Below are 25,033 nucleotides of genomic sequence, written 5' to 3'. Positions count from 1 at the left end.
TCGGAAGGGATTTTCCCCGGGCGCGGCTGGCTCGGGGGCGAACAACTTATAATTCTCGCATATCTGCCCCGAATGGCGTCCGCGCAGCTTTTGCGCACTGCGTCATCCCAACAAGGCTTGCCGATGTTCACGTTGATCTTTCTTGCCGCCCTGGTCGTCATGGTGCTGACCAAGCTCTGGCTGGCCTCCCGCCAGATTCGCCATGTCGCCCGCCACCGCGGCGCCGTGCCCGAACGGTTTGCCGACACCATTACCCTCTCCGCCCACCAGAAGGCCGCCGACTACACCATCGCTCGTACCAAGCTGTCGATGCTGGAGGTACTGACCGGTGCCGCCGTGCTGATCGGCTTTACGATGCTGGGCGGCCTGCACGCACTGAACCAGTTCTGGCTGCAGGTCTTTGACGGCGGCGGCTATTTCTATGGCGTGGCACTGGTAGCCAGCGTGGCGCTGATCGGCGGCCTGTTCGACCTGCCCTTCTCGCTCTACGGCCAGTTCGTGATCGAGCAGCGCTTTGGCTTCAACAAGATGACCGTGGGACTGTGGCTGGCCGACCTCGCCAAGATGGCCGCGGTCGCCACAGTGCTGGGCCTGCCGCTACTGCTGGCCGTGCTCTGGCTGATGGATCGCGCCGGCACCTACTGGTGGCTCTATGCGTGGCTGCTCTGGGTGGGTTTCAGCCTGTTGCTGCAGGTGATCGTGCCGACCTTCATCGCGCCGCTGTTCAACCGCTTCGAGCCGTTGACCGACGACGGCCTGCGCGTACGCATCGAGGCGCTGCTGCGCAAGTGCGGCTTTGCCAGCAAGGGCCTGTTCGTGATGGATGGCAGCAAGCGTAGCGCGCACGGCAATGCCTATTTCACCGGCTTTGGCGCCGCCAAGCGCATCGTCTTCTTCGACACGCTACTGGCCCGTCTAGACGGCGAGGAAGTGGAAGCGGTGCTGGCGCATGAACTCGGCCATTTCAAGCGTCGCCATGTGGCCAAGATGATCGCGGTCACGTTTGCGCTGTCGCTGGTGTTCCTGGCGGTGCTGGGCTGGCTTGCCACGCGCGAATGGTTCTACATGGATCTGGGCGTGCTGCCGAACCTGGGCACCAGCAACGATGCGTTGGCCCTCGTGCTGTTCTTCCTGGCGCTGCCGGTCTTCACCTTCATCCTCGGACCGCTGGCCAGCCAGTCGTCGCGCAAGCATGAGTTTGAGGCCGACGAGTTTGCCGCGCATCAGACCAATGCCGGCCATCTGGTGTCGGCACTCGTGAAGCTGTACAAGGACAATGCGTCGACGCTGACGCCCGACCCCATCTATAGCGCTTTCTATTACTCGCATCCGCCTGCCGCGCAACGGATCGATCGCCTGCTCTCGTACAACGCATGAACCGCAGCTCCCGCCACCAGAACGCCGGGAAGAGTGCCGGCAAGGGCGCCGAGTCCGAATCCGCATTGATCGTTGCCGCGCATGGCCGCCATTACGTGGTGGAGCGCGCAGACCACTCGCATCTGCACGCCTTCCCGCGCGGCAAGAAGAGCGACGCCGCCGTGGGCGACCACGTTCGCATCGAACTCGCTGCCGCCGACCAAGGTGTGATCACGGCCATCGAGCCGCGCAAGAATCTGCTGCACCGCTCCGACCAGTTCAAGTCGAAGCTGCTCGCCGCGAATATCGATCAGGTCATCATCGTGCTCGCAACAGAGCCGAGCTTTTCGGAGGATCTGCTGGGCCGCGCTCTGGTCTCGGCCGAGGCGCTGGACATCCGCCCGCTGGTGATCCTGAACAAGACCGACTTGACCGCGCGCCTTGACGATGCGCGGCGCCGGCTCAAGCTCTATCAGGACCTTGGCTACGACACGCTGGAGTTGTCCGTGAACAGCCGCCCCGAGGAAGCACTGGCCGCGCTGCAGCCGCGCACCGCGGGTGTGTCGAGCATCATGATCGGACAGTCCGGCATGGGTAAATCGTCGATGCTGAACCTGCTGATTCCCGGCGTGGAAGCCCAGACGCGCGAAATCTCGGCCAAGCTCGATTCCGGCAAGCACACGACCACGTTCACGCGGTTGTATCACCTGCCCGAGACGTGGGCGGTGGTGGATGGCAAGCCGGGCTACCTGATCGATTCACCCGGCTTCCAGGAATTTGGTCTGCACCATCTGAGCGAAGGCATGCTCGAACGCGCATTCCCGGAGTTCCGGGAGCGCCTGACGGATTGCAGGTTCTACAACTGCCATCACATCAACGAGCCAGGCTGCGGCGTGCTGGGCGCCATCGAAGGCGGTGACATCTCACCGCGCAGGCATGAGCTCTATACCCAGTTGCTGCACGAGTCGAGGCAGCAGAAGCCTTGGTGATTTGAGATATTTTCTTGAGGGGTGCTCCCCTTTCCGGCCATGCGGGAGAGGGGAGAAAACCAGAGGGCGTGGTGAGTTACCCGACCCACAACGCCAGCGAAATCATCGCCAGCAGCAGCATCCACAAGATCACCGCACGCCAGACCAGTCCGATGGCCGATTGCAGCGTGCGGATGCCGGGGTCCATGCCGAATTCGGGCGGTACCGGTTCCGCATCGCCCATGCCGGGCGCGTAGTCCACGCCAGCCAGGCTTGTACGCAGCATCACACTCGAATCCTCTTCTGCCAGCGGCTGGCCCAGCCGGACGCCGAGCGCGCCGCCGCCGCTTGCCAGCAGGATGCCGTTGACGGCATCGTTCCACTTGCGTGCGTGGTTGCGCCACGCATAGACCGCGTCCTCGAAGTTGCCGACGATGGCAAACCCGATGGCGGTCAGTCGGGATGGCACCCAGTCCAGCACATAGAACGCCCGCGCAGCAAAGCGGCCCAATGCAGGACTGCGCTCGTTCGACGGCACGTTCCACTGACGATTCAGGAATTCGGCCGTGCGATACAGCACCACACCACCGGGGCCAATCGGCACCAGGAACCAGAAGAACACACCGAACACGTGACGATGCACGGCCACGATGGCCGCTTCCAGCGTATGGCGCACGATCTCGCTGACTGGCATGTCCACGGTGTCGATCTCCGTCCACTCATGCAACAGCGTGCGGGCCGTATGCAGGTCGTCGCGGTTGAGCGCTTCGTGAATATCGGTGAAGTAGTGGCTGAACTGGCGGAAGCCCAGCGTGAGATACAGCAGCAGGACATTCCACGCGAGCGTCAACGCCACGCTGATCGAAGCCAGCAGGTAGTGAACGATCACGGCGGCCAGCACGAGCGGCAGCACGACGGTCAGCCACGCCAGCGCGGCATCGCGCGGGCGGCCTGTATCGAAGGCGTGTTCGGCACGTTCACCTAATACGCGAACGATGTCGACAATGGGATTGTTCCGTCCCAGGGCACGGAACTGTTCGGCAATCAGTGCCAGCAGAATGGAAACGAATGTCATCGCGGGACGATTATTCAGCGCGCGGCGAAGTGCCGCGGCGGTCGCATGGCGGATAGTGCAGACGATAGCATAGCGGCAAGGCAACTTTGCAAAAGACCTGTAAGTGCTGGTAAGCAAAACGCCCGCCCCGGTGAGGGGGCGGGCGCTCTGACGCCAGCTACGGCCACATTACTCAAGGCAGGTCGAACACCAGCACTTCGGCGCCCTCGCCCTTTTCGATGCTCACGGCACTTTCACCTTCCATCTGGGCGGCGTCGCCAGCTTCCAGCGGCTGACCATTTACCGTGACACGTCCCCGCGCCACATGGACATACGCCTTGCGACCCGGCTGCAGCGCCAGCGTGGCAGCCTCATCGTCATCAAACAGACCGGCAAACAATCGTACGTCTTGATGGATCACCACCGAACCTTCGGCGCCATCCGGGCTGCCCACCAGGCGCAGGCGGCCACGCTTGTCTGCCGCGTCGAAGCGCTTTTCCTCGTAGCCCGGCTCGATGCCCTGCTGGTCAGGCACGATCCAGATCTGGAGGAAGTGCGTGGTGTCGTGCTGGGCGTGGTTGTATTCCGAATGGCGCACACCGGTGCCGGCGCTCATCCGCTGTACGTCACCCGGCCGAATCACGCTGCCGTTGTCCATGCTGTCCTTATGGGCCAGTTCGCCCTCCAGCACATAGCTGATGATCTCCATGTCGCGGTGGCCGTGCGTGCCAAAGCCCATGCCTGGCGCCACGCGGTCCTCATTGATCACACGCAGCGGGCCGAACTGGATGTGGCGCGGGTCGTAGTAGTCGGCAAACGAGAACGTGTGATACGACTTCAGCCAGCCATGATCCGCATAACCGCGCTCTTCAGACTTACGGATTTCAATCATTTTGATGGCCCTCCTTAGGCCTGGTCTTCGACCCCCGTTAGCGGCTTGTTTGCTGGGGCTTGGGGGTCAGCAACGTTTCGATGCTAGGCAGTTTAGGGGAGCGGGAGTATATTTGCGGACACCGCCTTAGAAGCAGTTGTTCAGAAAATCTGAATATGCCCCTGTCACTAGAATCACTCGAAGTCCTTGACGCCATCGAGCGCAAGGGAAGCTTTGCCGCCGCTGCCCACGAGATGGGCAAGGTGCCGTCCGCCCTGACCTATGTGGTCCGCAAGCTCGAAGAAGATCTCGACGTGCTGCTGTTCGACCGGCGGCGCCATCGCGCGGAACTGACGCCAGCCGGACGCGCGTTGCTCGACGAGGGGCGCCACCTGCTGCATGCGGCTGACGACCTGGCCCGCCGCGTCAAACGGCTTGCAACGGGCTGGGAGGCCAGCCTCAACATCGCCGTCGACGATCTCGTCAATTTCCGCGCGCTGCTGCCCGTCATTCAGGACTTCTTTGCCGAAAACACGGTCACGCGACTACGTTTTTCCAAGGAGGTGCTCGGCGGCACATGGGACGCACTGGTCAGCAACCGCGCGGACATGATCATTGGCGGCGCCTACGAGATTCCGAGTACGCAGGGGTTCCAGGTCCGGCCTCTCGGCACGATCCCGTTTGTCTTTGCCGTAGCGGCGCATCATCCGCTGGCCACCGAAGAAGGGCCGCTGACGACGATTCAGATCGCACGGCACCGGATCGTGGCCGTGGGCGATACCTCGCGCAACCTGCCGGCGCGTACCCATGGGGTGCTGGCCGGCCAGGACGTGCTCGTGGTGCCCACCATGCGAGACAAGCTCGAAGCACAGATCCGTGGCCTGGGCTGCGGCTGGCTGCCCGCGCCAATGGCACAGCCGCACATCGAAAGCGGCGTGCTACAGGTGCGCGAGACTGTGGAAGTTCGGGCGCCCGGCAACTTCAAGGTGGCATGGCGCACCAATACGCGCGGCAAGGCCGTGCAGTGGTGGAGCAACAAGCTGGAAGATCCACGACTGGCGCAGGCGCTGATGCAGCAAGCGCCGCAGGGGCAGCCGGAGTCACTGGATGTCTTGCTGCCGCCGTCATCGGAAGCCCCGCAGTAACCGGGTCGGCTGGCAGTCCGCATGACGCAACGCTATCGGGGGCGCTTTGCCCCCTCCCCCACGGGTCCGCTGCATCTGGGTTCGCTTGTCACGGCGCTGGCCAGTTGGCTCGACGCCCGTGCCCATGACGGCGACTGGCTCGTACGAATCGAGGACATCGACTATCCACGCTGCGTGAAGGGCGCCGATGACGATATCCTGCGCACGCTCGCCGCGCTAGGGCTGCATCCCGACGAGCCACCCGTCTGGCAGAGCCGCCGCGAAACCCGCTACGCCGAAGCACTGCATTCGCTGGAAATCGCCGGCCAGCTCTACCCATGCGGCTGCTCGCGCCGGGAAATTGCCGATTCATTGATACACGTGCGCGAGCGACACCAGACGCTCGGCTACCCGGGCACCTGCCGCAATGGCCTCCATGGCAAGCTGCCCCGCGCATGGCGCGTGCGCGTACCCGACGGCGATGCCTCGACCGTCTGCTTCGACGATCGCTGGCAGGGCCGTCAATGCCAGAACCTCGAAACGGAACTCGGGGATTTCGTATTGCGCCGGGCCGATGGACTCTGGGCCTATCAACTGGCCGTAGTGGTCGATGACGCCGCGCAGGAAATCACGCATATCGTGCGTGGCGCGGACCTGCTCGATTCCACGCCGCGCCAGATCCATCTTCAGCACCTGCTCGGCCTGCCTACGCCGTCGTACCTGCATGTGCCGGTTGTCGTGAACGCGGTGGGCGAGAAACTCAGCAAGCAGAGCGGCGCCGAAGCGCTGGACACGGCTGCACCGCTCGATGCGCTGCGCCAGGCTGGCGCGCATCTCGGCATCGTGAACGGCGAAGGGAATGTGCCCGCGTGGCTGGAGACCGCCACGGAACAGTGGAAAGAAAAACTGGCGGCATCGAACTAGTCGATCCGCCAGCTTTTATCGCTTGCCGCCTGAAGCGTCAGGACTTGCGCGGTACGCCGCCGAGCAACGCTGCAACGGGACGCTTGGGCGCCTGACGGCCACGCGTCAGCGCAGCAGCAAGTTCGTCTTCCGTCTTCGGTGCTGGCGTGTAGTTGCCCGACGGCTCGTACGGACGCGAGAAGAACGGATCGTCGGACGGACGGAACGCCTGACGCCCGTTTGGCTCGGTACGGCGGCGGCGCGTGGTCGATTCTTCCTCGGTGGCGCCATTCTCGCGCGGACGGCGCGTTTCGGTGCGCTGGCGGCGACGGTCGGATTCTTCCTGACGGGCGCGCTCGCCAGTCGGGTCGAAGCCGTCGAGCGTGCCACGCGGCACGGCGCGCTTGATCAGCTTCTCGATATCGGCCAGCAGGCGATCATCGCTGCCCGGCACATAGATCGACAGCGCATCGCCGCTGGCGCCGGCGCGGCCCGTACGGCCGATGCGGTGCACATAATCTTCGGCGCTGAACGGCAGATCGAAGTTGATCACGCACGGCATGGCGGGGATGTCGAGGCCACGCGCGGCCACGTCGGTAGCCACCAGCGCATCGATCGTGCCCGTCTTGAAACCCTCGAGCGTCTGCATGCGCTCGGTCTGTGTCTTGTCGCCGTGGATCGCCGCTGCATTGATGCCCTCGCGCTCCAGATGGCGTGCCAGTCGCGAGCAGCCAATCTTGCTGTTCACAAACACGATGCATTGCTTGGACTGCTGGGCGTCGGCGCGCTGCTTGAGCAGGTGCACCACTGCAGCTTGCTTGTGACCGTCCTGCACCGGGTACACGATCTGGCGCACGTTCTCGTTCGTCGAGTTGCTGCGTGCTACTTCGATCGTGACCGGCTGCTTGAGGTAGCTCGAAGCCAGCTTCTTGATTTCGGGCGAGAACGTGGCCGAGAACAGCAGCGTCTGGCGTTGGGCCGGCAGCAAATTGATGATGCGCTGCAGATCCGGCAGGAAGCCCATGTCGAGCATGCGGTCCGCTTCGTCCAGCACCAGCATCTGCACTTGCGACAGGTTCACCGACTTCTGCTGCACGTGATCGAGCAATCGGCCCGGCGTGGCGACGAGGATTTCCACGCCACGGCGCAGCGCCTCGGTCTGCGGGTTCATGTCCACACCGCCGAACACCACCGTGCTGCGCAGGTCCGTGTGCTGCGCGTAACGCGCCACGTTGTCGTAGACCTGATCGGCGAGTTCGCGCGTCGGCGTCAGCATCAGCGCGCGCACCGGATGACGCGCGGGCGATGCACTGGCATTCGACAGCGGCAGCAGCCGCTGGATGATCGGCAGCGCGAAACCTGCCGTCTTGCCCGTGCCGGTCTGCGCAGCACCCATGACATCCTTGCCCAGCAGCACCACCGGAATGGCCTGCGCCTGGATCGGCGTGGGCTTGGTGTAGCCCTGGTCGGTCAAGGCGCGCAGGATACGCGGGTCCAGCCCGAAGCTCTCGAACGTCTGCTCAGTGGCTGGGGTCTGGTCTGGGGTGGTGGTCATCGTCATCTATGGTGTGTCAGTCTCGGCGCGGAGCCGGGGCAACGGACACGCGTCTATACGGTTCGCGGGCAACAGATCGCGGTCGCCAAACCCGGCGAAAAGATGCGAAAAGATGAATTGCCCGGAAAATCAAAGACTTGGATTCTACCACCAGACTAAGAGGGGTGGGCAGCGGGCGCGATTGGGAGTATTGGGGGCTGGGGTGTCAGGGGTGTGACGTGTTCCCGTCTCCTGCACTACTTTTTTTGCTCCCCTCTCCCACGAAAGTGGGAGAGGGGTTGGGGGAGAGGGCTGGAGGTTCTGCTTGACTACGTGTCGCAATTTGAACTGCTGGCCCTCTCCCCTGCCCCTCTCCCGCAAGCGGGAGAGGGGAGAAAATCCAAGGCGAAGTCAAACAGGCTCAATCACTCTTGATCCCGTTGTCCTTGATCACCTTGCCCCACTTGGCGTAGTCGTTCTGCATGCGGGTCGTAAGCTGGTCGGCAGGCAGGAATGACGCCACCGTACCGGCGCCCAGCATCTTCTGCTGCACGGTCGCGTCGGCCAGCGCGCCCTTGAGGGCGTCGGAGAGTTTGGCGACGATGTCCTTGGGCGTGCCGGCCGGCACGAGCAGCGCGCCCCACGACGAGGCATCGAAGCCCGGGAAACCCTGTTCGGCCACGGTCTTCACGTCGGGCGTGAACGACACGCGCTTGATCGATCCCACGGCGATCGGACGTAGCTTGCCGGCCTTGATGTGCGGCAGTGCGGCGATCATGTCCGAGAACATCATCGGCACCTGTCCGGCCAGCAGGTCTGAAATCGCCGGCGCGCTGCCCTTGTAAGGAACGTGCTGCACGTCGAAATGGCCCAGGTTCTTGAGCAGTTCCGTCGACAGATGGCCGAAGCTGCCATTGCCCGCGCTCGTGTAGTTCATCTTGCCCGGCTGGGCCTTGGCCCTGGCGATGTACTGCTGCAGGTCGGTCACGTCGGGTAGCGACTGTGGATTGACCACCATGACGATCGGCAACTCGTAGGCGTTACCGACGGGCGTGAAATCCTTGAACACGTCGTAGCCCTTGCGCGGCAGCAGGTGCGGCGCCAGCAGCGTGGGCGTAGCCAGCATGACGAGCGTGTAGCCATCCGGTGCGGACTTGGCAGCGGCATCCGCGCCAATGGTGCCCGACGCGCCGGGACGGTTATCGACGACGATGGTCTGCTTGAGCGTCTCGCCCATCTTCTGGCCGATGATGCGCGCGGCGGTATCGGTCGGGCCGCCTGCCGGGAACGGCACGATCAGCTTGATTGGCTTGTCCGGGTAGCTCGGCTGTGCGAAGGCGGCAATCGGCGCGAACGGCAGCAGCGCAGCCAGCGCGAGCGTGGACAGCGCCAGGCGGCGCGGTTGACGGTGTTGCATGTTGTTTCCTCCATATATGCCGGCGCGATCATCGGGCGCCGGCTGATTCTGTGATCGTTTGTGTGGCGCTCAGAGCTTCATCACACCCGGCTGGAACAGTCGTGCATCCATCTGGCGCAGGTCATCGGCCACGGCCACCGGCGTGGCGCACTGGTCGAGCACACCGCGCTGCAGATCTACGCCAGGTGCGATTTCCACAAGCGTCAGGCGCGGCTCGCCAGATGCATCGGCGCGCATCTCGAACACCGCGCGCTCGGTCACGTAGAGCACGGGGATACCGAGCGACGCCACGTAGGGACCGTTGAAACTCAGGTGCGAGACTTCGGGCACGATCTTTTTGACGCGCCCTTCCTTCGTAATCGTCAGCCGGCCATCTTCGGCGCGGATCTCCAGTCCGCCAGCCGTCAGCGTGCCCATGAACACCACGGCCCGAGCGCTCTGCGTGATGTTGATGAAGCCGCCCACTCCAGCGATCAGCGCGCCCTCGCCTTCACCGAACTTGCTGACGTTCACGTTGCCGTGGCCGTCCAACTCGGCCAATCCGAGGATGGCAAGGTCGATGCCGCCGCCTTCGTAGAAGTCGAATTGCGCGGGCTGATCGACCACGGCCTCCGGATAGGCCGATGCGCCAAAGCTCAGTCCGTCCGCTGGCGTGCCGCCGATCGGCCCCGCTTCCACGGTCAACGTGAAACCACCGAGTCCGGCCTGATGCGCCAGCGCGCCCACGGCCGCTGGCATGCCCACGCCGAGGTTCACCACGCGCGGGCTGCGCGCTGCGAGTTCCATCACGGCGCGGCGCTGCACGATGGTGCGGGCGTCGAGCGGTGCCGATGCAGCAGGCAGCAATTCGGCTTCCTTCGCTTTCTCGGCGGCGTCAGCCGCTTCTCCCCGCCACGGGCGGACGTAGGCTTCGTTGTACGCCTCGGCAAAGGTCATCTGGTGATGAGCCGGTTCCTCGCTGACCACGACGTAATCGACGAGGATGCCGGGCACGTGGATGGCCTGCAGCGTCTCGTGATAATCGACCAGCGACTCCACCTGCGCGATCACGATGCCGCCCGAGTTGTGCGCGGCCTGCGCCATCGCCAGCAACTCGTGATGGAACGCCTCGCGATGCGTGCTCAGGTTGCCGCGCGTATCCGACGCCGTGCAGCGGATCAGTGCGCAGTCGATGCGGAAACTCGGATAGAACAGGTATTCGTCGCCACGAAAATCCACGGCCTCGACCCAGTTGGCCGTGCCGGCCGCGATGGCCTCGCGCGCCCGCGCGTTGACGGCGCCGCCGTGATAGCGGGAATCCTGGGCCGTGCGTGGATCGACAAAGGTGTGCAGCCCGATCTTGGTCAGCACGCCGGGCTTGCCGCCGGCAATCGCACGATACAGATGGGTCAGCACACCCTGCGGCAAATTGAAGCCCTCGCACTGCTCGTTCATGGCGAGCGTGGCGAGGCGCGTGGCCGAACGCCAGTGACCGCCCACAATGGCACGGGTCATGCCGGCGTTGCCGAAGTGATTCACCCCGCGCGCACCGCGATCGCCCTGCCCTGCGGAATAGACCAGCGTCAGATCGCGTGGCAAGCCATCGCGCAGAAAGCGCTGCTCCAGCGCCTCGGTCACGCCTTCGGCATGGCCCGCGCCGACAAACCCTGCACTGGCCACGGTCCAGCCGGTCTGGACAAGTGCCGCCGCCTGCGCGGTGGTGATCACCTTCATGCCTGTCTCCTGCATCTTGTCATGTCGTGGTTTCTACCGATCCACGTACTACACACAAATCGCGAACAATTGTTCGGGAAACGCCTATCATACGGATCGCACGGCCAGACGCAAGTCCGGTCTGACCCGCAGATCCCCCCTATTTCACTCATTCGCCCATGCCGCGCAGCCAGGCCACGCCAGCCGACGACACGCCCGAGATTCCAAAAAAGGAAGAACTGCTCGACTCCCTGACCAAGGGCCTGGCCTTGCTGCGGCTTTACGCCAGCGGTGTGGACCGGCTGACGATGCAGGACGTGGCCGAGCAGCTCGACGTGACGCGCGCCGCCGCACGCCGGCTGCTGCTGACGCTGGCGCACAACGGCTATCTGGCACAGGAGGGGCGGCAGTTCGTGCTGACGCCCAGGGTGATGGATCTCGGCTATGCCTATTTTGCGTCGATGAACCTGCCGCAAATCGCGCGCCCTTATTTGCAGGCGCTGTGTGCGGAAGTCAGCGAAAGCTGCTCGATCGGCATGCTCGACCGCGATGCGGTGGTGTTGGTGGCGCGCGAGGAACCCAGCCAGTTGCTGCGCGTGGACATGGCGATCGGCCGGCGCATGCCCGCCTATGCACACTCGCTCGGGCGCGTGCTGCTGGCAGGACTCGACGAGGCCACCCGCAGCGCCTATCTGGCCGATGCCGAGCTTCGCAAGCTGACACCGTTCACCATCGATTCGCACAAAGTGCTGGGCCGAAAGCTGGAACAGGTCGCTGCGGATGGCTACTGCACGCTGATCAGCGAACTGGCCGATGGCTTTGCAGGGGTCTCGGTGCCGCTGCACGACCAGACCGGCAAGGTGGTGGCAGGGCTCGGCATCAGCATGGTGCTGGGCAGCCGTGACCAGGCGTATCTGGAGCAGCATTTCCTGCCGCCGCTGCAAGCTGCGGCACAGAAGATCGAGACAATTCTCAAAGCGCGGTAAACGCTTATCCCGCTTCAGAATGAAAGAGCCCCGCTGGCCGGGGAGGTCGCGGGGCTTGAAGTGGTAGCGGAGCAAGGATCCTGTTGCCCCGCCACAATCTTGATGCATGACACCCGCCACCACATCACCCGATTGTGGGGATCTTTGTGCGCGAACGCACAAGAACGCACCCCCCATGTCGCGGGGACTGCGCACCGTTGTCAGATCAATCGTGCGGCAACGACGAGAAAGCCGAAAAACGCTCCACGGCTGCGGTGTACGCGGCCAACGCCGGATGTTGCGCCGGATCGACGTGACCGGGCAACAGCGCCTGGGTGAACGTCCAGACCACTGCAGCGGTCAACCCTGCCTGATCCACATCGCCTTCCTTGGCGGGCACGGGCAGCGTGGCCACTTCATCCTCCAGCAGCGCAAAGGCGCTGGCACACTGACCATTCACACGCTCCACCCAAGGCTGATGCACCTTCTCGGAGGGACGCAGGTTGTGCTCGTACACGTTCTGCACTGCCTTTTCGCACGCAGCCAGCGCCAGGCCAATGGTCCGCAGCGCGCGTTGCCGATGCGCGATGTCCGCCGGCATCAGGCTGCGACCGGCCAGCGTTTCTGCATAGTCGATGATGAGCGTCGAATCCATCAACACCACGTCGTTGTCGCACACCAATGTGGGCGCCTTGACCACGGGGTTGATCGCGCGAAACTGCTCGAACGTGCGGAACACCGAGACGGATTCGTGCTGGAACGGCAGCCCAAGCAATCGCATCGAGATGGCGGCGCGGCGCACGTAGGGGGAATCGAGCATGCCAATCAGTCTCATGATGTACCTCGGTTGTGGGCAGTGTGGTTCGGAAAGAGTGACGATTATCCTTCACGGTTCGCGATTGCGTGTCGTGCGAGGGTTCTATCGGGGACATCACTTCTTGACCACTTCAATCATTTTTATGATCGAACTAGTCAAATCTAACCGTTTCGCCTACACTGCCGCCCAGGATTGATCGATTCGATCAAATACCTGCCCGAAACAAACAGGCGCCGCCACCCCACGCGGCGGGAGACGAAAAAATGCAGATTCATATCAAGCGCGCCATCGAGCGCGTACCCGGCGGCATGATGATCGTGCCGCTGCTGATTGGCTCGCTGGTGGCGACTTTCGTACCGGACGGCCCGAAGTTCTTCGGATCATTCACCAACGCGCTGTTCACGGGTGCGCTTCCGATTCTGGCGGTGTTCTATGTCTGCATGGGCGCGAGCATCAACATCAAGGCCACGCCGTATATTGTCAAGAAAGGCGGCGTACTGTTTGCCACCAAGGTAGGCACCGCCATGCTGCTGGGCGTGGTCCTGGGCCACTTCCTCGGTGAAGCGCCAATCAGCGCCGGCATGTTCGCCGGCCTCTCCACGCTGGCCGTGGTCGCCGCAATGAACGACACCAACGGTGGCTTGTACATGGCGCTGATGGGCCAGTACGGCAAGCCGGAAGACGTGGGCGCCTACAGCATCATGTCGCTGGAGTCCGGCCCGTTCCTGACGATGGTGACGCTGGGCGTGGCAGGTCTGTCGGCCTTCCCGTGGCCGACGCTGGTCGGCAGCATCCTGCCGCTGATGCTGGGCATGCTGCTTGGCAACCTTGACCGCGAAATGCGCGATTTCCTGAGCAAGGCCGTTCCCGTGATGATCCCGTTCTTCGCGCTGGCACTGGGCGCTGGCCTGGACCTGCACAAGGTGTGGCAAGCCGGCATGCTGGGCCTGGGCCTCGGCGTGGCCGTGGTGGTCATCACCGGCTTCACGCTCTACATTGCCGACCGCCTGAGCGGCGGTACCGGCGTCGCTGGCGTGGCCGCCGCGAGTACGGCAGGCAATGCCGCCGCAGTGCCCACGCTCGTTGCCGCAGCCAATCCGATCTATACCGAAGCCGCCAAGCACGCCACCATACTTGTGGCCGCCTGCGTGGTGGTGACCGCCGTGATGACGCCGCTGGTGACCGCATTCGTGGCACGCCGTGCGGCCAATCGCGAAAACGCCGCGCTGGCCAGGAACGCCGCATGAGCTGGCTGATCATCGCCGACGATCTGTCTGGCGCCGCCGATTGCGCAATCGGATTCGCCGCGCATGGTGCGCGCGCCGTCGTCACGCTCGATACGCCGCCAGCAGGCCGCACACCGTCCGATATCGTCGCGACCGATGTAGACAGCCGGCGCCTGCCGCCCGCCGATGCCGCGGCCCGCAATATCGAAGCGTGGCGTAACGGACAGGCACCGGGCCGGCGCCTGTACAAGAAGATCGACTCCACGTTGCGCGGCAACTGGGCTTCCGAGACAGCTGCACTGCAGCCGATGGCCGGGCTGGCCATTGTCGCTCCGGCCTTCCCGGCCACGGGTCGCACCACGCAGGATGGCCGCATGTTCGTGAAGGGCCAGCCGCTCGAAGACACCGACATCTGGCGTACGGAAGGACTGACCGGGCAGGCGGATATGGTCGCGCTGCTCACGGCCCAAGGCCAGCGCACCGCGTGCGTTTCGCTCCGCACGATCCGCGCTGGCGTGGCCGCCGTGCGGTCGCAACTCGAAACCTGTGTGGCAGAGGGTTACAACGCCGTAGTCGGCGATGCAGAGATCGAGCAGGACCTGGTAACACTCGCTGAAGCGTCGATCGACCTTGGCACGCCCACGTTCTGGGTTGGCTCCGGCGGATTGGCACGCGCGCTGGCGGCGGTCTCGCCGGTGAGCGGCAGTCCGGAATCCACGGCAACGAGCCGACATGCCGGCCCGGTGCTGACGCTGGTCGGCAGCATGTCGGGCATCTCGGGCAAGCAGGCCGCCTATCTGTGCGATCAGACCGGCATGACATCGCTGGTGGTGCCGCCACAAGTACTGCGCGATGCCGCAACCCATCACGACTGGGCCGCTACGCAACGATCGCTGGCCGAGGTGCTAGGCGCGAATCGCGACCTCCTCGTCAGCATCGGCCGTGACGACGCCTTCGACCCATCAGAAGGTCCAAAATTGTCATCCGCACTGGCGCAACTGGTGTTGCCTCACTTTGCACTGGTCGGCAGCCTGATTGCCACCGGTGGCGAGACGGCCCGCGCCATGTTGTCCGCCGCAGGCATCGACGCGTTGCGGCTGCAGCGCGAAGCCGAGCCCGGCGTACCGCTATCCGAAACCACAGACACTCCCGCCCGGCGCGTGGCCACCAAGGCCGGCGCGTTTGGCACCGAAGCAGCGCTATGGCTGGCCTGGCAAGCCATGCGCGAAGACTGAATTCGCCCCACAGGAACGGCTACACAATGAGCAACTACATTCCGGTAATCGGCATCACGATGGGTGATGCCACGGGCGTCGGCCCCGAAATCGTCGTCAAGAGCCTGGCCCACGCCAGTGTCTATGCCCAATGCCGCCCACTCGTGATCGGCGACGCGCGCCGGCTCGAACAGGCTGCAACACTGGTGAACTCGACGCTGAAGATTCGCGCGATCGCCACACCGGATGAAGCCCGCTTCGAGCCGGGCACCGTCGACTGCATCGACCTGGGCCTGATCCCGGAAGACCTGCCGTTCGGCAAGCTCTCTGCCGTGGCTGGCGACGCCGCGTTCCGTTATATCGAGCGCGCCGTGCAACTGACACAGCAGGACAAGATCGACGCGATCTGCACCGCGCCGCTCAACAAGGAAGCCTTGCACGCAGGCGGCCACAAGTTTCCGGGCCATACCGAGATGCTGGCGCACCTGACCGGCACGCCCGAGGTGTCGATGATGCTGGTGGCGCCGCAACTGCGCGTGATCCACGTGACCACGCACATCGGCCTGCTCGACGCCATCCGAAAGATCGAGCCGGGCCTCGTACAGCGCACGATCGCACGTGGCGACGAGACGCTCAAGCGCGCCGGCATCCCTGCTCCGCGCATCGGCGTGTGCGGCATCAACCCGCATGCGGGCGAGAACGGCCTGTTCGGCCATGGCGAGGAAGAACAGAAGATCATTCCCGCCGTGGAAGCACTGCGCGCGCAAGGGCTGGACGTGGAAGGGCCGCTGCCCGCCGACACGCTGTTCTATCGCGCCGGCCGGGGCGACTTCGATCTCGTCGTGGCGATGTATCACGACCAGGGCCACGGCCCGGTCAAGGTGCTGGGCCTGGAGGCCGGCGTCAACATCACCGTGGGCCTGCCGGTGATCCGCACTTCGGTCGATCACGGTACCGCGTTCGACATCGCCGGCAAGGGCATCGCCGACGAGCGCAGCCTGCTCGAAGCCCTGCGCCAGGGCGCGGAACTGGCCACCCGCCGGGGCTGAGCACCCCTGCACTGCTGTAAGATCGGGGGTCCTTGCGATCCCCTTTTTCTTTCCCTGCCATGAAAGCCGCCGACCGCCGCCGCGCCATCCTCGAACTCGTGCTTGCAGGCGAGGATGCCAACGTGGACCGCCTGACGGCGAGCCTCGGCGTATCGGAAGCCACGGTACGGCGCGACCTCACCGCGCTCGCCCGTGAAGGCCGCATCGTCCGGACCTATGGCGGCGCTGCGGCGCTGATGCAGGTTGGCGGCCACGAGCCCGAAGCCTCGCTCGAAGAGCGCAAGGCACTGCAGCGCGAACAGAAGGAATCCATCGCCCGCCTGGCCGCGAGCTTTGTGCAGGACGGCGACGCCGTGCTGCTCGACAGCGGCACCACCGCCGCCGCCCTTGCCCGCCTGCTGGCCGCACGCGAAGACCTGCACGTCTACACTACCAACCTGCTGGCTGTCACCGCACTGGCCGGTCTGCCAAAGGTCCGCGTGACCCTGATCGGCGGCGATGTACGCCCATCGAGCATGGGCACCTTCGGCCCGCTCGCCCAGGTGGCGCTGTCGCGCATCAGCGTTGACAAGGCATTCCTCGGCGCCGACGGCGTGGTAGCCGGCGTGGGCCTCTGCGAAGCCAGCGCCGAACAGGCATACCTCAAGGAATGCATCATCCGCCAGGCCGCGGACATCTTCGTACTGGTTGATTCCACCAAACTCGGCCGCGCCCGACAGCAACACTGGACCCCGCTCGAACGCGCCTGGACCCTCGTCACGGACAGCAGTGCCACCCCGGCCCAACTGGAACCGTTCCACGCGTTGAAACAGGTGAAGGTGGCAGTGGCGAGTTGATCCGAGCAAAAGGACAGGACAAAAAAAGGGGCTACGGCGATAACCGTAGCCCCTTCTTTCTGACTGCCTACTGTCTACTACCTACTGCTATAAGTTGGTGGGCCTCCCGTGAGTCGAACACGGCACCAACGGATTATGAGTCCGCTGCTCTAACCAGGCATGAGCTAGAGGCCCATGAAAGGCGTACTGCTTAGTTGCCTTCCAGGAAGCTCTTCAGCTTGTCCGAGCGGCTCGGGTGGCGCAGCTTGCGCAGTGCCTTGGCCTCGATCTGACGGATACGCTCGCGCGTGACGTCGAACTGCTTGCCCACTTCTTCCAGCGTGTGGTCCGTGCTCATTTCGATACCGAAACGCATGCGGAGCACCTTGGCTTCGCGCGGCGTCAGGCTGTCGAGCACGTCCTTCACCACGTCGCGCATGGAACCATGCAGCGCCGCTTCGGCGGGGGCCAGCGTGTTCGTATCCTCGATGAAATCGCCCAGATGGGAATCGTCGTCGTCACCGATCGGCGTTTCCATGGAGATCGGTTCCTTCGCGATCTTCATGATCTTGCGGATCTTGTCCTCGGGCATTTCCATCTTTTCGGCCAGCGTTGCCGGATCCGGCTCGTTGCCGGTTTCCTGCAGGATCTGACGCGAAATGCGGTTCATCTTGTTGATCGTTTCGATCATGTGAACCGGAATACGGATCGTACGGGCCTGGTCGGCAATCGAGCGTGTGATGGCCTGGCGAATCCACCACGTGGCGTACGTGGAGAACTTGTAGCCGCGACGGTATTCGAACTTGTCCACAGCCTTCATCAGGCCGATGTTGCCTTCCTGGATCAGATCCAGGAATTGCAGGCCACGGTTCGTGTACTTCTTCGCGATCGAGATCACCAGACGCAGGTTGGCCTCGGTCATTTCGCGCTTGGCTTCACGGGCACGGCGCTCGCCTTCGGACATCTTGCGATTGACGTCCTTCAGTTCCTTGAGCGGCAGCACCACGCGGGCCTGCAGGTCGATCAACTTCTGCTGCAGTTCGTGCACGGCCGGCACATTGCGCTCGACGATCGTGCTGTAACCCTTGTGGTCGGCCACGATGGTCTGGATCCAGTCCAGGTTCGTCTCGTTGCCGGGGAAACGGGCCACGAAGTCCGAACGCGGCATTCCGCACTTGTCGACCACGATGTTCAGGATCGAACGCTCAAGCTTGCGCACTTCGTCCACCTGGCCACGCAGCGTGTCGCACAGGCGCTCGACGTTACGGGCAGTGAAGCGAATGCCCATCAGCTCGGCCTGGATCGCTTCCTGGGCCTTCACGTACGGCTTCGACTTGTAGCCTTCCTTCTCGAAGGCACGGCGCATCTTGTCGAACTGCTCGGCGATGATGCGGAACTTCTCCAGCGCGGCAACCTTCAGTTCCTCGAGCTGGCGAGCGGACGCGCCTGCGCCAGCGGCACCGTCGTCGTCTTCTTCTTCGTCACCGTCCTCGCCGTCTTCCTCGGACTCCTCGTCTTCCTCGACTGCCGCGGCAGCCTGGGCCGGCGTGGTGTCCTGGACTTCCTCGGCGTTCGGATCGATCAGGCCGTCGACGAATTCGTCGATCTTGATCTCTTCGTTGGCCACGCGCTCGGCGTGGGCCAGGATTTCCGAGATCGTGACCGGGCAGGCGGAAATGGCCATGACCATGTCCTTCAGGCCGGCTTCGATCCGCTTGGCGATTTCGATTTCGCCTTCGCGCGTCAGCAGTTCGACCGTACCCATCTCGCGCATGTACATGCGGACCGGGTCGGTGGTGCGGCCGAATTCGGAATCGACGGTCGAGAGCGCGGCTTCGGCTTCTTCTTCCGCCTCTTCCTCGCTGGTAGCCGACGGAGCGTTGTCGTTCAGCAGCAGCGTCTCGGCGTCCGGCGCCTGTTCGTACACGGCGATGCCGATGTCGTTCAGGGTGGCAACCAGCGTATCGATCGTTTCCGAATCGACCATGTCGTCCGGAAGGTGATCGTTGATTTCGGCGTAGGTCAGGTAACCACGCGACTTGCCCAGCTTGATCAGCGCCTTCAGCTTCTGGCGGCGAACTTCCAGCTCTTCTTCGCTGCCCGCCTGGTTGGACGAGGCAAACTCCTTGAGCAGTGCCTTTTCCTTGGCCTTCCGGTCCTTGGCTTTCTGCTTTTCGGTCTTGGGCGCAGCGGCGGGAGTTGCCGGCGCGTCGTTGTCGTATAACTCTTCAGTCACGTCTTCGCTGGTGCTGTCGTCTTGCTGCATCTCGGCCTTGGGCTTGCGGCCGCGCTTTTTCGGCTCCGGCTTGACGGCCGGGGCGGCGGGCTGCTCGGATGCAACGGATGCGGGAGTTGCGGCACGGGCCTTGGACACGGCAGCCTCCGCTGCGCCTGCCTTGGCGCTGCTGCTCCGGGTGCCGGCCGTCGTTGCCGCACGTTTGCTCTCGACTTCGGTATTCTGCTGTTTCGCCACGGTGATACTCTTACCTTTCACTGGTGCAGCAGCCTGAAGGCCGCTTGTATTGGCGCTCTTGCCGCTCTCGCGTGCCGAAGTCGAGGGCTTGGTATTTTCGGATATGCGATTCCTGACGGAAGCGGTTCCGGCGGGCGCCGAAGCGCTTCGCACGGTTTTTGCTGGCGCAGACCGGGCTGATGTCGTCCTGACTGACGCGGTCGATGTCTTCGCCGCCGTTGTTTTCACGGACGCCTTGCCGCTCCCTGATTGGGGAGCTTTGGAGGGCGCCTTAACGGCTACCCTTTCGGTTGCTTTGGCCTTTGCCATTGGCACGCTCACTTTCGCCAGTACTGGAGAGAAAGATTTCGCAATCCAAACCGGGCATTGTAGCACGTCACCAATCCCCGGCTTCCTGTCAGGTGGGGTTTTCACCTGATAAATCAAGGCTTAAGCGTTTAGACCCCGGATTCTTCGCATAGTTGGGGCCACGTACCGCCGGGCTCAAGCCAAAAAATCGCGCTGCTGTGCTGCCTTAATTTTCCGCGGTCGCGGGACGCCATCCCATCTGGCGCCGGCGCTGCACCTCGCCCGCCAGCCACAGATAGCGTTGCTTCGTCTCGGCATCGGCTGTCCCACTCATCACGGCGGGTTCCAGTGCCTTCTGCTCCCTTTCCAGTGGATCGGCCAGCAGCTTGAAGATGGCGCCTTCGAATTCTAGTGCCGCCGCCTCCACTTCGATATCTTCTTTAAGCACAGCGGCGCGTGCCGTGGCGTAGACATCGGCGTAGGGTGTCTGAGCCAGTTGCTCGCTGAATGCCGCGAAATTCACTTCGCCCTCGATGCCATCGCACGCCGCCACGAGGTGAGCCAACACTTCTGTTTCCGGCCGATGGGGATCGAGCAGCAGCGCGCGGGCATCGCCATCGAGCTGTGCGGCCAGCGCCGGATGGTTCATCAGTAGCTGGATTACTCGCTGCTCCAGCCCGGTTGGCGCCTGACGCCGTGCCCGCGGCCGGGGTTGCGCGAAGCGGCCGACCCGCGACGGATCGCTGCCGAGTCCACAAACCGCCTCGATTTCCGCAGGGGTCGTCCCTGTAGCATCGGCAAGTTCCCGCACGATCTGTAGCCGCAGGCCGCCCGCCGGCATGGCCTGGAGCAGCGGCTTGGCCTCGAACTGCGCCCGCGCCCGACCCTCGGGCTGGCGCATGTCCTGATCCTCGGTGACCACTTGCAGCAAGAAGCGCGACAGCGGCATCGCGTTCTGCACTTCACGCGCGAAGGCGTCGGTGCCCTCTTCGCGGACGTAGCTGTCGGGGTCGTGCTCGGCAGGCAGGAAGAGGAAGCGGATAGTCTTGTTGTCTGCCAGGTGTGGCAGGCACGCTTCAAGTGCACGTCGCGCCGCACGGCGGCCAGCCGCATCACCGTCGAAGGAAAACACCACGGCGTCGGTCTGGCGCAGCAGCTTCTGCACGTGGACCGGGGTACATGCCGTGCCCAGCGTGGCCACGGCATTGGCAAAGCCCAACTGGGCCAGCGCCACCACGTCCATATAGCCTTCCACCACCAGCACGTAGCCATTCTCACGAATCGCGTGACGGGCTTCGAACAGACCATAAAGCTCCGTTCCCTTGCTGAAGAGCGGCGTTTCCGGTGAGTTGAGGTATTTGGGCTCGCCCTGGCCCATTACCCGGCCGCCAAACCCGATCACATTACCCTTGGTATTGCGGATGGGGAACATGATCCGGTCGCGAAACCGGTCGTAACGGCGGGGCTTGCCATCGGCATCCCGCTTGTCCTGGGATTCGATCAGCAGACCGTTCTCGACCAGCGGGCCGGCAATCGCGTCGTCCCGATAGCTGCCGAAGATGGATTCCAACCCCTGCCAGTCGTCCGGTGCGTAGCCGAGGCCGAACTGGGCGGCGATCTCGCCCGTCAGGCCGCGCCCTTTCAGGTACTGGATGGCCTGCGGCGCACCGCGTAGCTGCTTCTTGTAGAAATCCGTAGCGCGCGTCATCGCGTCGCTGAGCGCCACCGAGCGGGCCTGTTGCTCGGCCCGTTGGGCGGGCGGCAGGCTGTTGCGCTCCTCGGGCACGGACAGGCCCACGGATTGCGCCAGTTCGCGCACAGCTTCCGGATAAGAACTTCCCGAGAACTCCATCAGGAAACCGATGGCCGATCCATGGGCGCCGCAGCCGAAGCAGTGATAGAACTGCTTGGTCGGCGACACCGTGAATGACGGGGATTTCTCGTTGTGGAACGGGCACAGCCCCATGAAATTGGCGCCGCCCTTCTTCAACTGCACGTACTTACCCACCACGTCGATAATATCGACGCGGTTGAGCAGGTCCTGAATGAAGGATTGCGGAATCACCCGGCTGACCGTCCTGATGCCATGGCCTTCCGGGTATGCCGGTGGCCTGTTCTAGTTAATGCGTGACCGGTACGACGCCCGGCCGTGATTCGAATCATTGTAGTGCAGCCGCAACGCCGTGCCGGTCTTTACCGACATCACCCGCCAAGTCCCGTCAACGCGTCGGCATTCTCACGGATCGCAACTGCTAATCATGCTTATCACTGACCTGACGGTCAATCGCTTCAAGGTTACTTCGGGGCCAATGCCGCCTTGACGAGTCCAGACACTGCCGTCATGTCTGCGCGACCGGCCAGACGTGCCTTGACCAGGGCCATCACCTTGCCCATATCCTGCGGGCCAGTGGCGCCGGCTTCCTTCACGGCGTTCTGGACTTCGGTGGCCACTTCGGCCTCCGACAACTGGGCCGGCATGTAGGCCACCAGCACATCCACTTCGGATTTTTCCTTTGCGACCAGATCATCGCGGCCAGCCTGCTCGAACTGGCTGATCGAATCCTTGCGCTGCTTGATCATCTTGTCGATGACGGCCGTGACTGCCGCATCGTCCAGTTCCACACGCTCATCGACTTCGCGTTGCTTGATCGCCGCCAGCAGCAGGCGGATCGTGCCCAGGCGGTCGGTCTCACGGGCACGCATGGCGGCCTTCATGTCATCGTTGATGCGGGCTTTGAGGGACATGGCAATCTTCCGGAAAATATGGAGTGAACAGCGGTCGAGCAGTTTACCTTATCGGGACGCCTCGGCAGCGGCTTCACCGGCGGCCACGGCTGACGCCCAGGCCCACTGGAAGTTATAGCCGCCCAGCCAGCCGGTCACGTCGACCACTTCACCGATGAAGTACAGCCCTGCCACCTCGCGCGCCATCATCGTCGCCGACGACAGTCCGCGCGTATCCACGCCCCCAAGGGTGACCTCGGCCTTCTTGTAGCCTTCCGTACCTGAAGGAAGCAGGCGCCAGCGATTCAACGCTTCGCCCAGTTGGCGCAGCGCGCGGTCAGGCATGTCGGCAATGGATTGGCCTTGGCCGCCGTGCAGGCCCACAGCCTCACACCACGCATCGGCCAGCCGGGATGGAAGGCGCTCGCCAAGCAGGTTGTTCAAGTGCTTCTTACTGTTTTTCTTGTGGCCGATCAGCCATTCTGCAGCATCCTCGCCGTCGAAGAGGTCTACCTCGATGTGCGTGCCGGGACGCCAGTAGCTCGAAATCTGCAGCACGGCCGGACCGGAGAGTCCTCGGTGAGTCCAGAGCAAATCCTCCTTGAACGCGCCGGCTGTCTTGCCGCTGCCCGTGGAGATATCGACTTCCATCGATACCCCAGCCAGTGGCACGAAAGGCTGCCATGCCTGGCCGTCGAACGTCAGCGGCACCAGTGCGGGGCGGGTCTCGATCAACTTGAGTCCAAACTGCTTGGCGATGCGGTAACCGAAGTCCGTCGCGCCGATCTTCGGGATCGACAACCCGCCCGTCGCCACCACCACTGCGCCAGCGCGCACCTCGCCTTGGGTCGTCAACAGCAGGTAATCATCGCCTTCCTTGCGGATTTCCTCGATCGTGCAGCCGGTCTGCCAATGGACGCCACCTGCGTCACACTCGGCGCGCAGCATGCAAATGATGTCCTCGGCGCTATCGTTGCAAAACAACTGCCCGCGATGCTTCTCATGCCAGCCGATGTCGTAGCGACGAATCAGGCCCAGGAAGTCCTGCGGGGTATAGCGCGCCAGCGCGGAACGGCAGAAATGGGGATTCGACGACAGGTAGTTGGCCGGCCCGGCCTGCAGATTCGTGAAATTGCAGCGCCCGCCGCCTGAAATACGGATCTTCTCGGCCAGCCGCGTGGCGTGGTCGATCAGCACCGCGCGCGCGCCGCGCTGCCCGGCCACGGCGGCACACATCATGCCGGCCGCGCCCGCGCCCAGCACGGCCACATCGAACCGTTCCTTCCTGCCCTGTGTCATAACATCCCTTGAAGAAGCCGCGATTGTAGCGAATGGCGGCGGCGCCAGCGCGTCGGGTGCGGGTGTGCTACCCTGCTGGCCTTCCGTTTTTTGCCGGCACAATGGCTGCAGTTGCAGACCAAAACGGGCTGGCGGCACCAGAATCTCCCCATGCTTGTCCTCGGCATCGAATCCTCCTGCGACGAAACCGGGCTGGCCCTCTACGACACCGAGGCCGGACTGCTCTCGCACGCGCTCTACTCGCAGATCGCCATGCACCGCGAGTACGGGGGTGTCGTGCCCGAACTGGCCTCGCGCGACCATATTCGCCGCGTGCTGCCGCTGTTGCAGCAGGTACTGGACGAGGCCGGACGCAAGCGCGAGGACATCGACGCCATCGCCTTCACGCAAGGCCCCGGTCTTGCCGGTGCGCTGCTGGTGGGCGCCTCGGTCGCCAATGCGCTCGGCTTTGCGCTGGGCGTGCCGATGGTAGGCGTCCATCACCTGGAAGGACACCTGCTGTCGCCACTGCTGACCGATGCGCCGCCGCCCTTCCCGTTCGTGGCGCTGCTGGTTTCCGGCGGCCACACCCAGTTGATGGAAGTGAAGGGGATCGGCGACTACGCACTGCTCGGCGAGACGCTCGACGATGCCGCCGGCGAGGCGTTCGACAAGACCGCCAAGCTGCTGGGCCTCGGTTATCCGGGCGGCCCGGAAGTGTCTCGTCTGGCCGAATTCGGCAATCCAGGTTCGTTCGAACTGCCGCGCCCGATGCTCCATTCGGGCAATCTCGATTTCTCGTTCGCAGGGCTCAAGACAGCGGTGCTGACGCAGACCCGCAAGCTGGGCAATGCCTGCGAGCAGGATCGCGCCAACCTGGCGCGCTCGTTTGTCGATGCCATCGTCGATGTGCTGGCCGCCAAGTCGTTCAACGCGCTCAAGCAGACCGGCCACAAGCGATTGGTGGTGGCCGGAGGCGTAGGTGCCAACCGCCAGTTGCGCGAGCGTCTCGACGAGATGGGCCGCCGCCGCAAGGTGGAGGTGTTCTACCCCGACCTGGCCTTCTGCACGGATAACGGCGCGATGATCGCCTTTGCCGGGGCCATGCGCCTGCAGGCGGCGCCGCAACTGGCGCAGCACGAATACAGCTATGGCGTGACGCCGCGCTGGGATCTGGCGGACATTCGGCTGCCGGTCTGAGTTGGTGGCAGCCCTCTAATCTGGCTCTCCGCCCCGGGGCCGGACACATGGCGGTCACATCGCCA

The 25,033-nt window shown here is 63.8% G+C and carries 21 protein-coding genes and 1 tRNA gene; 11 read left to right on the top strand and 11 right to left on the bottom strand.

Annotation, left to right across the window (positions count from 1 at the left end):
- Nucleotides 1–123: 123 nt before the first annotated feature.
- Complete coding sequence (locus tag ABDB81_RS01505) at nt 124–1,377, top strand: M48 family metallopeptidase (protein WP_137923222.1); 1,254 nt, start codon at nt 124–126, stop codon at nt 1,375–1,377.
- Nucleotides 1,374–2,345, top strand: coding sequence for a ribosome small subunit-dependent GTPase A (gene rsgA, locus ABDB81_RS01500; RefSeq protein WP_346809478.1), 972 nt, complete (start codon nt 1,374–1,376; stop codon nt 2,343–2,345). Before ABDB81_RS01505 ends, rsgA begins: the two co-directional genes overlap by 4 nt.
- Nucleotides 2,346–2,421: 76 nt before the next feature.
- Here rsgA and ABDB81_RS01495 read toward each other — a convergent pair whose 3' ends face one another.
- Together ABDB81_RS01495 and ABDB81_RS01490 are read right to left on the bottom strand one after the other, a co-directional pair.
- Nucleotides 2,422–3,399, bottom strand: a complete 978-nt coding sequence (locus ABDB81_RS01495; RefSeq protein WP_137923224.1) for a CobD/CbiB family protein — start codon at nt 3,397–3,399, stop codon at nt 2,422–2,424.
- 172 nt (nt 3,400–3,571) lie between these two features.
- Nucleotides 3,572–4,270: a pirin family protein gene (locus ABDB81_RS01490; RefSeq protein ID WP_137923225.1), complete on the bottom strand. Its 699-nt coding sequence runs from the start codon at nt 4,268–4,270 to the stop codon at nt 3,572–3,574.
- Nucleotides 4,271–4,425: 155 nt separating this feature from the next.
- On the opposite strand from ABDB81_RS01490, the gene ABDB81_RS01485 reads away from it, so the two are divergent.
- Nucleotides 4,426–5,394 carry a LysR family transcriptional regulator gene (locus ABDB81_RS01485; protein WP_137923226.1) on the top strand — a complete coding sequence of 323 codons (969 nt, stop codon included), beginning with the start codon at nt 4,426–4,428 and terminating at the stop codon, nt 5,392–5,394.
- Between the two features lie 21 nt (nt 5,395–5,415).
- Nucleotides 5,416–6,297, top strand: a complete 882-nt coding sequence (gene gluQRS, locus ABDB81_RS01480) for a tRNA glutamyl-Q(34) synthetase GluQRS (RefSeq protein ID WP_346809475.1) — start codon at nt 5,416–5,418, stop codon at nt 6,295–6,297.
- A gap of 37 nt (nt 6,298–6,334) precedes the next feature.
- Here gluQRS and ABDB81_RS01475 read toward each other — a convergent pair whose 3' ends face one another.
- The 3 genes from ABDB81_RS01475 to ABDB81_RS01465 form a co-directional block, all read right to left on the bottom strand.
- Nucleotides 6,335–7,837 (bottom strand): DEAD/DEAH box helicase, encoded by a 1,503-nt coding sequence (locus tag ABDB81_RS01475; protein WP_137923228.1) that lies wholly within the window; start codon nt 7,835–7,837, stop codon nt 6,335–6,337.
- Nucleotides 7,838–8,231: 394 nt separating this feature from the next.
- Nucleotides 8,232–9,227: a tripartite tricarboxylate transporter substrate binding protein gene (locus tag ABDB81_RS01470; RefSeq protein ID WP_137925765.1), complete on the bottom strand. Its 996-nt coding sequence runs from the start codon at nt 9,225–9,227 to the stop codon at nt 8,232–8,234.
- A 69-nt stretch (nt 9,228–9,296) separates the two neighbouring features.
- Nucleotides 9,297–10,940, bottom strand: coding sequence for a malonate decarboxylase subunit alpha (locus ABDB81_RS01465; protein WP_346809472.1), 1,644 nt, complete (start codon nt 10,938–10,940; stop codon nt 9,297–9,299).
- A gap of 158 nt (nt 10,941–11,098) precedes the next feature.
- On the opposite strand from ABDB81_RS01465, the gene ABDB81_RS01460 reads away from it, so the two are divergent.
- Nucleotides 11,099–11,905 carry an IclR family transcriptional regulator C-terminal domain-containing protein gene (locus tag ABDB81_RS01460; protein ID WP_160472791.1) on the top strand — a complete coding sequence of 269 codons (807 nt, stop codon included), beginning with the start codon at nt 11,099–11,101 and terminating at the stop codon, nt 11,903–11,905.
- 205 nt (nt 11,906–12,110) lie between these two features.
- Here the strand turns inward: ABDB81_RS01460 and ABDB81_RS01455 are convergent, their stop codons facing one another.
- Nucleotides 12,111–12,719, bottom strand: coding sequence for a glutathione S-transferase (locus ABDB81_RS01455; RefSeq protein WP_137925762.1), 609 nt, complete (start codon nt 12,717–12,719; stop codon nt 12,111–12,113).
- A gap of 245 nt (nt 12,720–12,964) precedes the next feature.
- Between ABDB81_RS01455 and ABDB81_RS01450 the strand changes: the two genes are divergently transcribed.
- Genes ABDB81_RS01450 through ABDB81_RS01435 form a run of 4 tightly spaced genes read left to right on the top strand, consistent with a single transcriptional unit; the run spans nt 12,965 to nt 17,026 of the window.
- Nucleotides 12,965–13,948, top strand: a complete 984-nt coding sequence (locus ABDB81_RS01450; RefSeq protein WP_137925761.1) for a 2-keto-3-deoxygluconate permease — start codon at nt 12,965–12,967, stop codon at nt 13,946–13,948.
- Nucleotides 13,945–15,162 (top strand): four-carbon acid sugar kinase family protein, encoded by a 1,218-nt coding sequence (locus ABDB81_RS01445; protein WP_346809471.1) that lies wholly within the window; start codon nt 13,945–13,947, stop codon nt 15,160–15,162. The genes ABDB81_RS01450 and ABDB81_RS01445 overlap by 4 nt, the downstream gene beginning before the upstream one ends.
- A gap of 26 nt (nt 15,163–15,188) precedes the next feature.
- Nucleotides 15,189–16,190, top strand: a complete 1,002-nt coding sequence (pdxA, locus tag ABDB81_RS01440; RefSeq protein ID WP_346809469.1) for a 4-hydroxythreonine-4-phosphate dehydrogenase PdxA — start codon at nt 15,189–15,191, stop codon at nt 16,188–16,190.
- Between the two features lie 59 nt (nt 16,191–16,249).
- Nucleotides 16,250–17,026: a DeoR/GlpR family DNA-binding transcription regulator gene (locus tag ABDB81_RS01435; protein WP_346809467.1), complete on the top strand. Its 777-nt coding sequence runs from the start codon at nt 16,250–16,252 to the stop codon at nt 17,024–17,026.
- 95 nt (nt 17,027–17,121) lie between these two features.
- Here ABDB81_RS01435 and ABDB81_RS01430 read toward each other — a convergent pair.
- Together ABDB81_RS01430 and rpoD are read right to left on the bottom strand one after the other, a co-directional pair.
- Nucleotides 17,122–17,200: transfer RNA gene (locus tag ABDB81_RS01430), tRNA-Ile, on the bottom strand.
- Between the two features lie 16 nt (nt 17,201–17,216).
- Nucleotides 17,217–19,499: an RNA polymerase sigma factor RpoD gene (rpoD, locus tag ABDB81_RS01425; RefSeq protein ID WP_137925757.1), complete on the bottom strand. Its 2,283-nt coding sequence runs from the start codon at nt 19,497–19,499 to the stop codon at nt 17,217–17,219.
- Nucleotides 19,500–19,527: 28 nt separating this feature from the next.
- Between rpoD and ABDB81_RS01420 the strand changes: the two genes are divergently transcribed.
- Nucleotides 19,528–19,896, top strand: coding sequence for a hypothetical protein (locus tag ABDB81_RS01420; RefSeq protein WP_137925756.1), 369 nt, complete (start codon nt 19,528–19,530; stop codon nt 19,894–19,896).
- Nucleotides 19,897–19,992: 96 nt separating this feature from the next.
- Here ABDB81_RS01420 and dnaG read toward each other — a convergent pair whose 3' ends face one another.
- The 3 genes from dnaG to ABDB81_RS01405 form a co-directional block, all read right to left on the bottom strand.
- Nucleotides 19,993–21,831, bottom strand: coding sequence for a DNA primase (gene dnaG / locus ABDB81_RS01415; protein WP_137925755.1), 1,839 nt, complete (start codon nt 21,829–21,831; stop codon nt 19,993–19,995).
- Nucleotides 21,832–22,061: 230 nt separating this feature from the next.
- Entirely contained in the window at nt 22,062–22,511 is a 450-nt protein-coding gene (locus ABDB81_RS01410) for a GatB/YqeY domain-containing protein (RefSeq protein ID WP_137925754.1), read from the bottom strand.
- Nucleotides 22,512–22,559: 48 nt separating this feature from the next.
- Nucleotides 22,560–23,789: an NAD(P)/FAD-dependent oxidoreductase gene (locus ABDB81_RS01405; protein ID WP_346809464.1), complete on the bottom strand. Its 1,230-nt coding sequence runs from the start codon at nt 23,787–23,789 to the stop codon at nt 22,560–22,562.
- A 150-nt stretch (nt 23,790–23,939) separates the two neighbouring features.
- Between ABDB81_RS01405 and tsaD the strand changes: the two genes are divergently transcribed.
- Nucleotides 23,940–24,968: a tRNA (adenosine(37)-N6)-threonylcarbamoyltransferase complex transferase subunit TsaD gene (tsaD, locus tag ABDB81_RS01400; protein WP_137925752.1), complete on the top strand. Its 1,029-nt coding sequence runs from the start codon at nt 23,940–23,942 to the stop codon at nt 24,966–24,968.
- The last annotated feature ends 65 nt before the right edge of the window (nt 24,969–25,033 follow it).

The sequence above is a fragment of the Cupriavidus sp. DL-D2 genome (genome assembly GCF_039710735.1).
GTDB lineage: Bacteria > Pseudomonadota > Gammaproteobacteria > Burkholderiales > Burkholderiaceae > Cupriavidus.
This window is presented reverse-complemented; position numbering and strand designations above follow the sequence as displayed.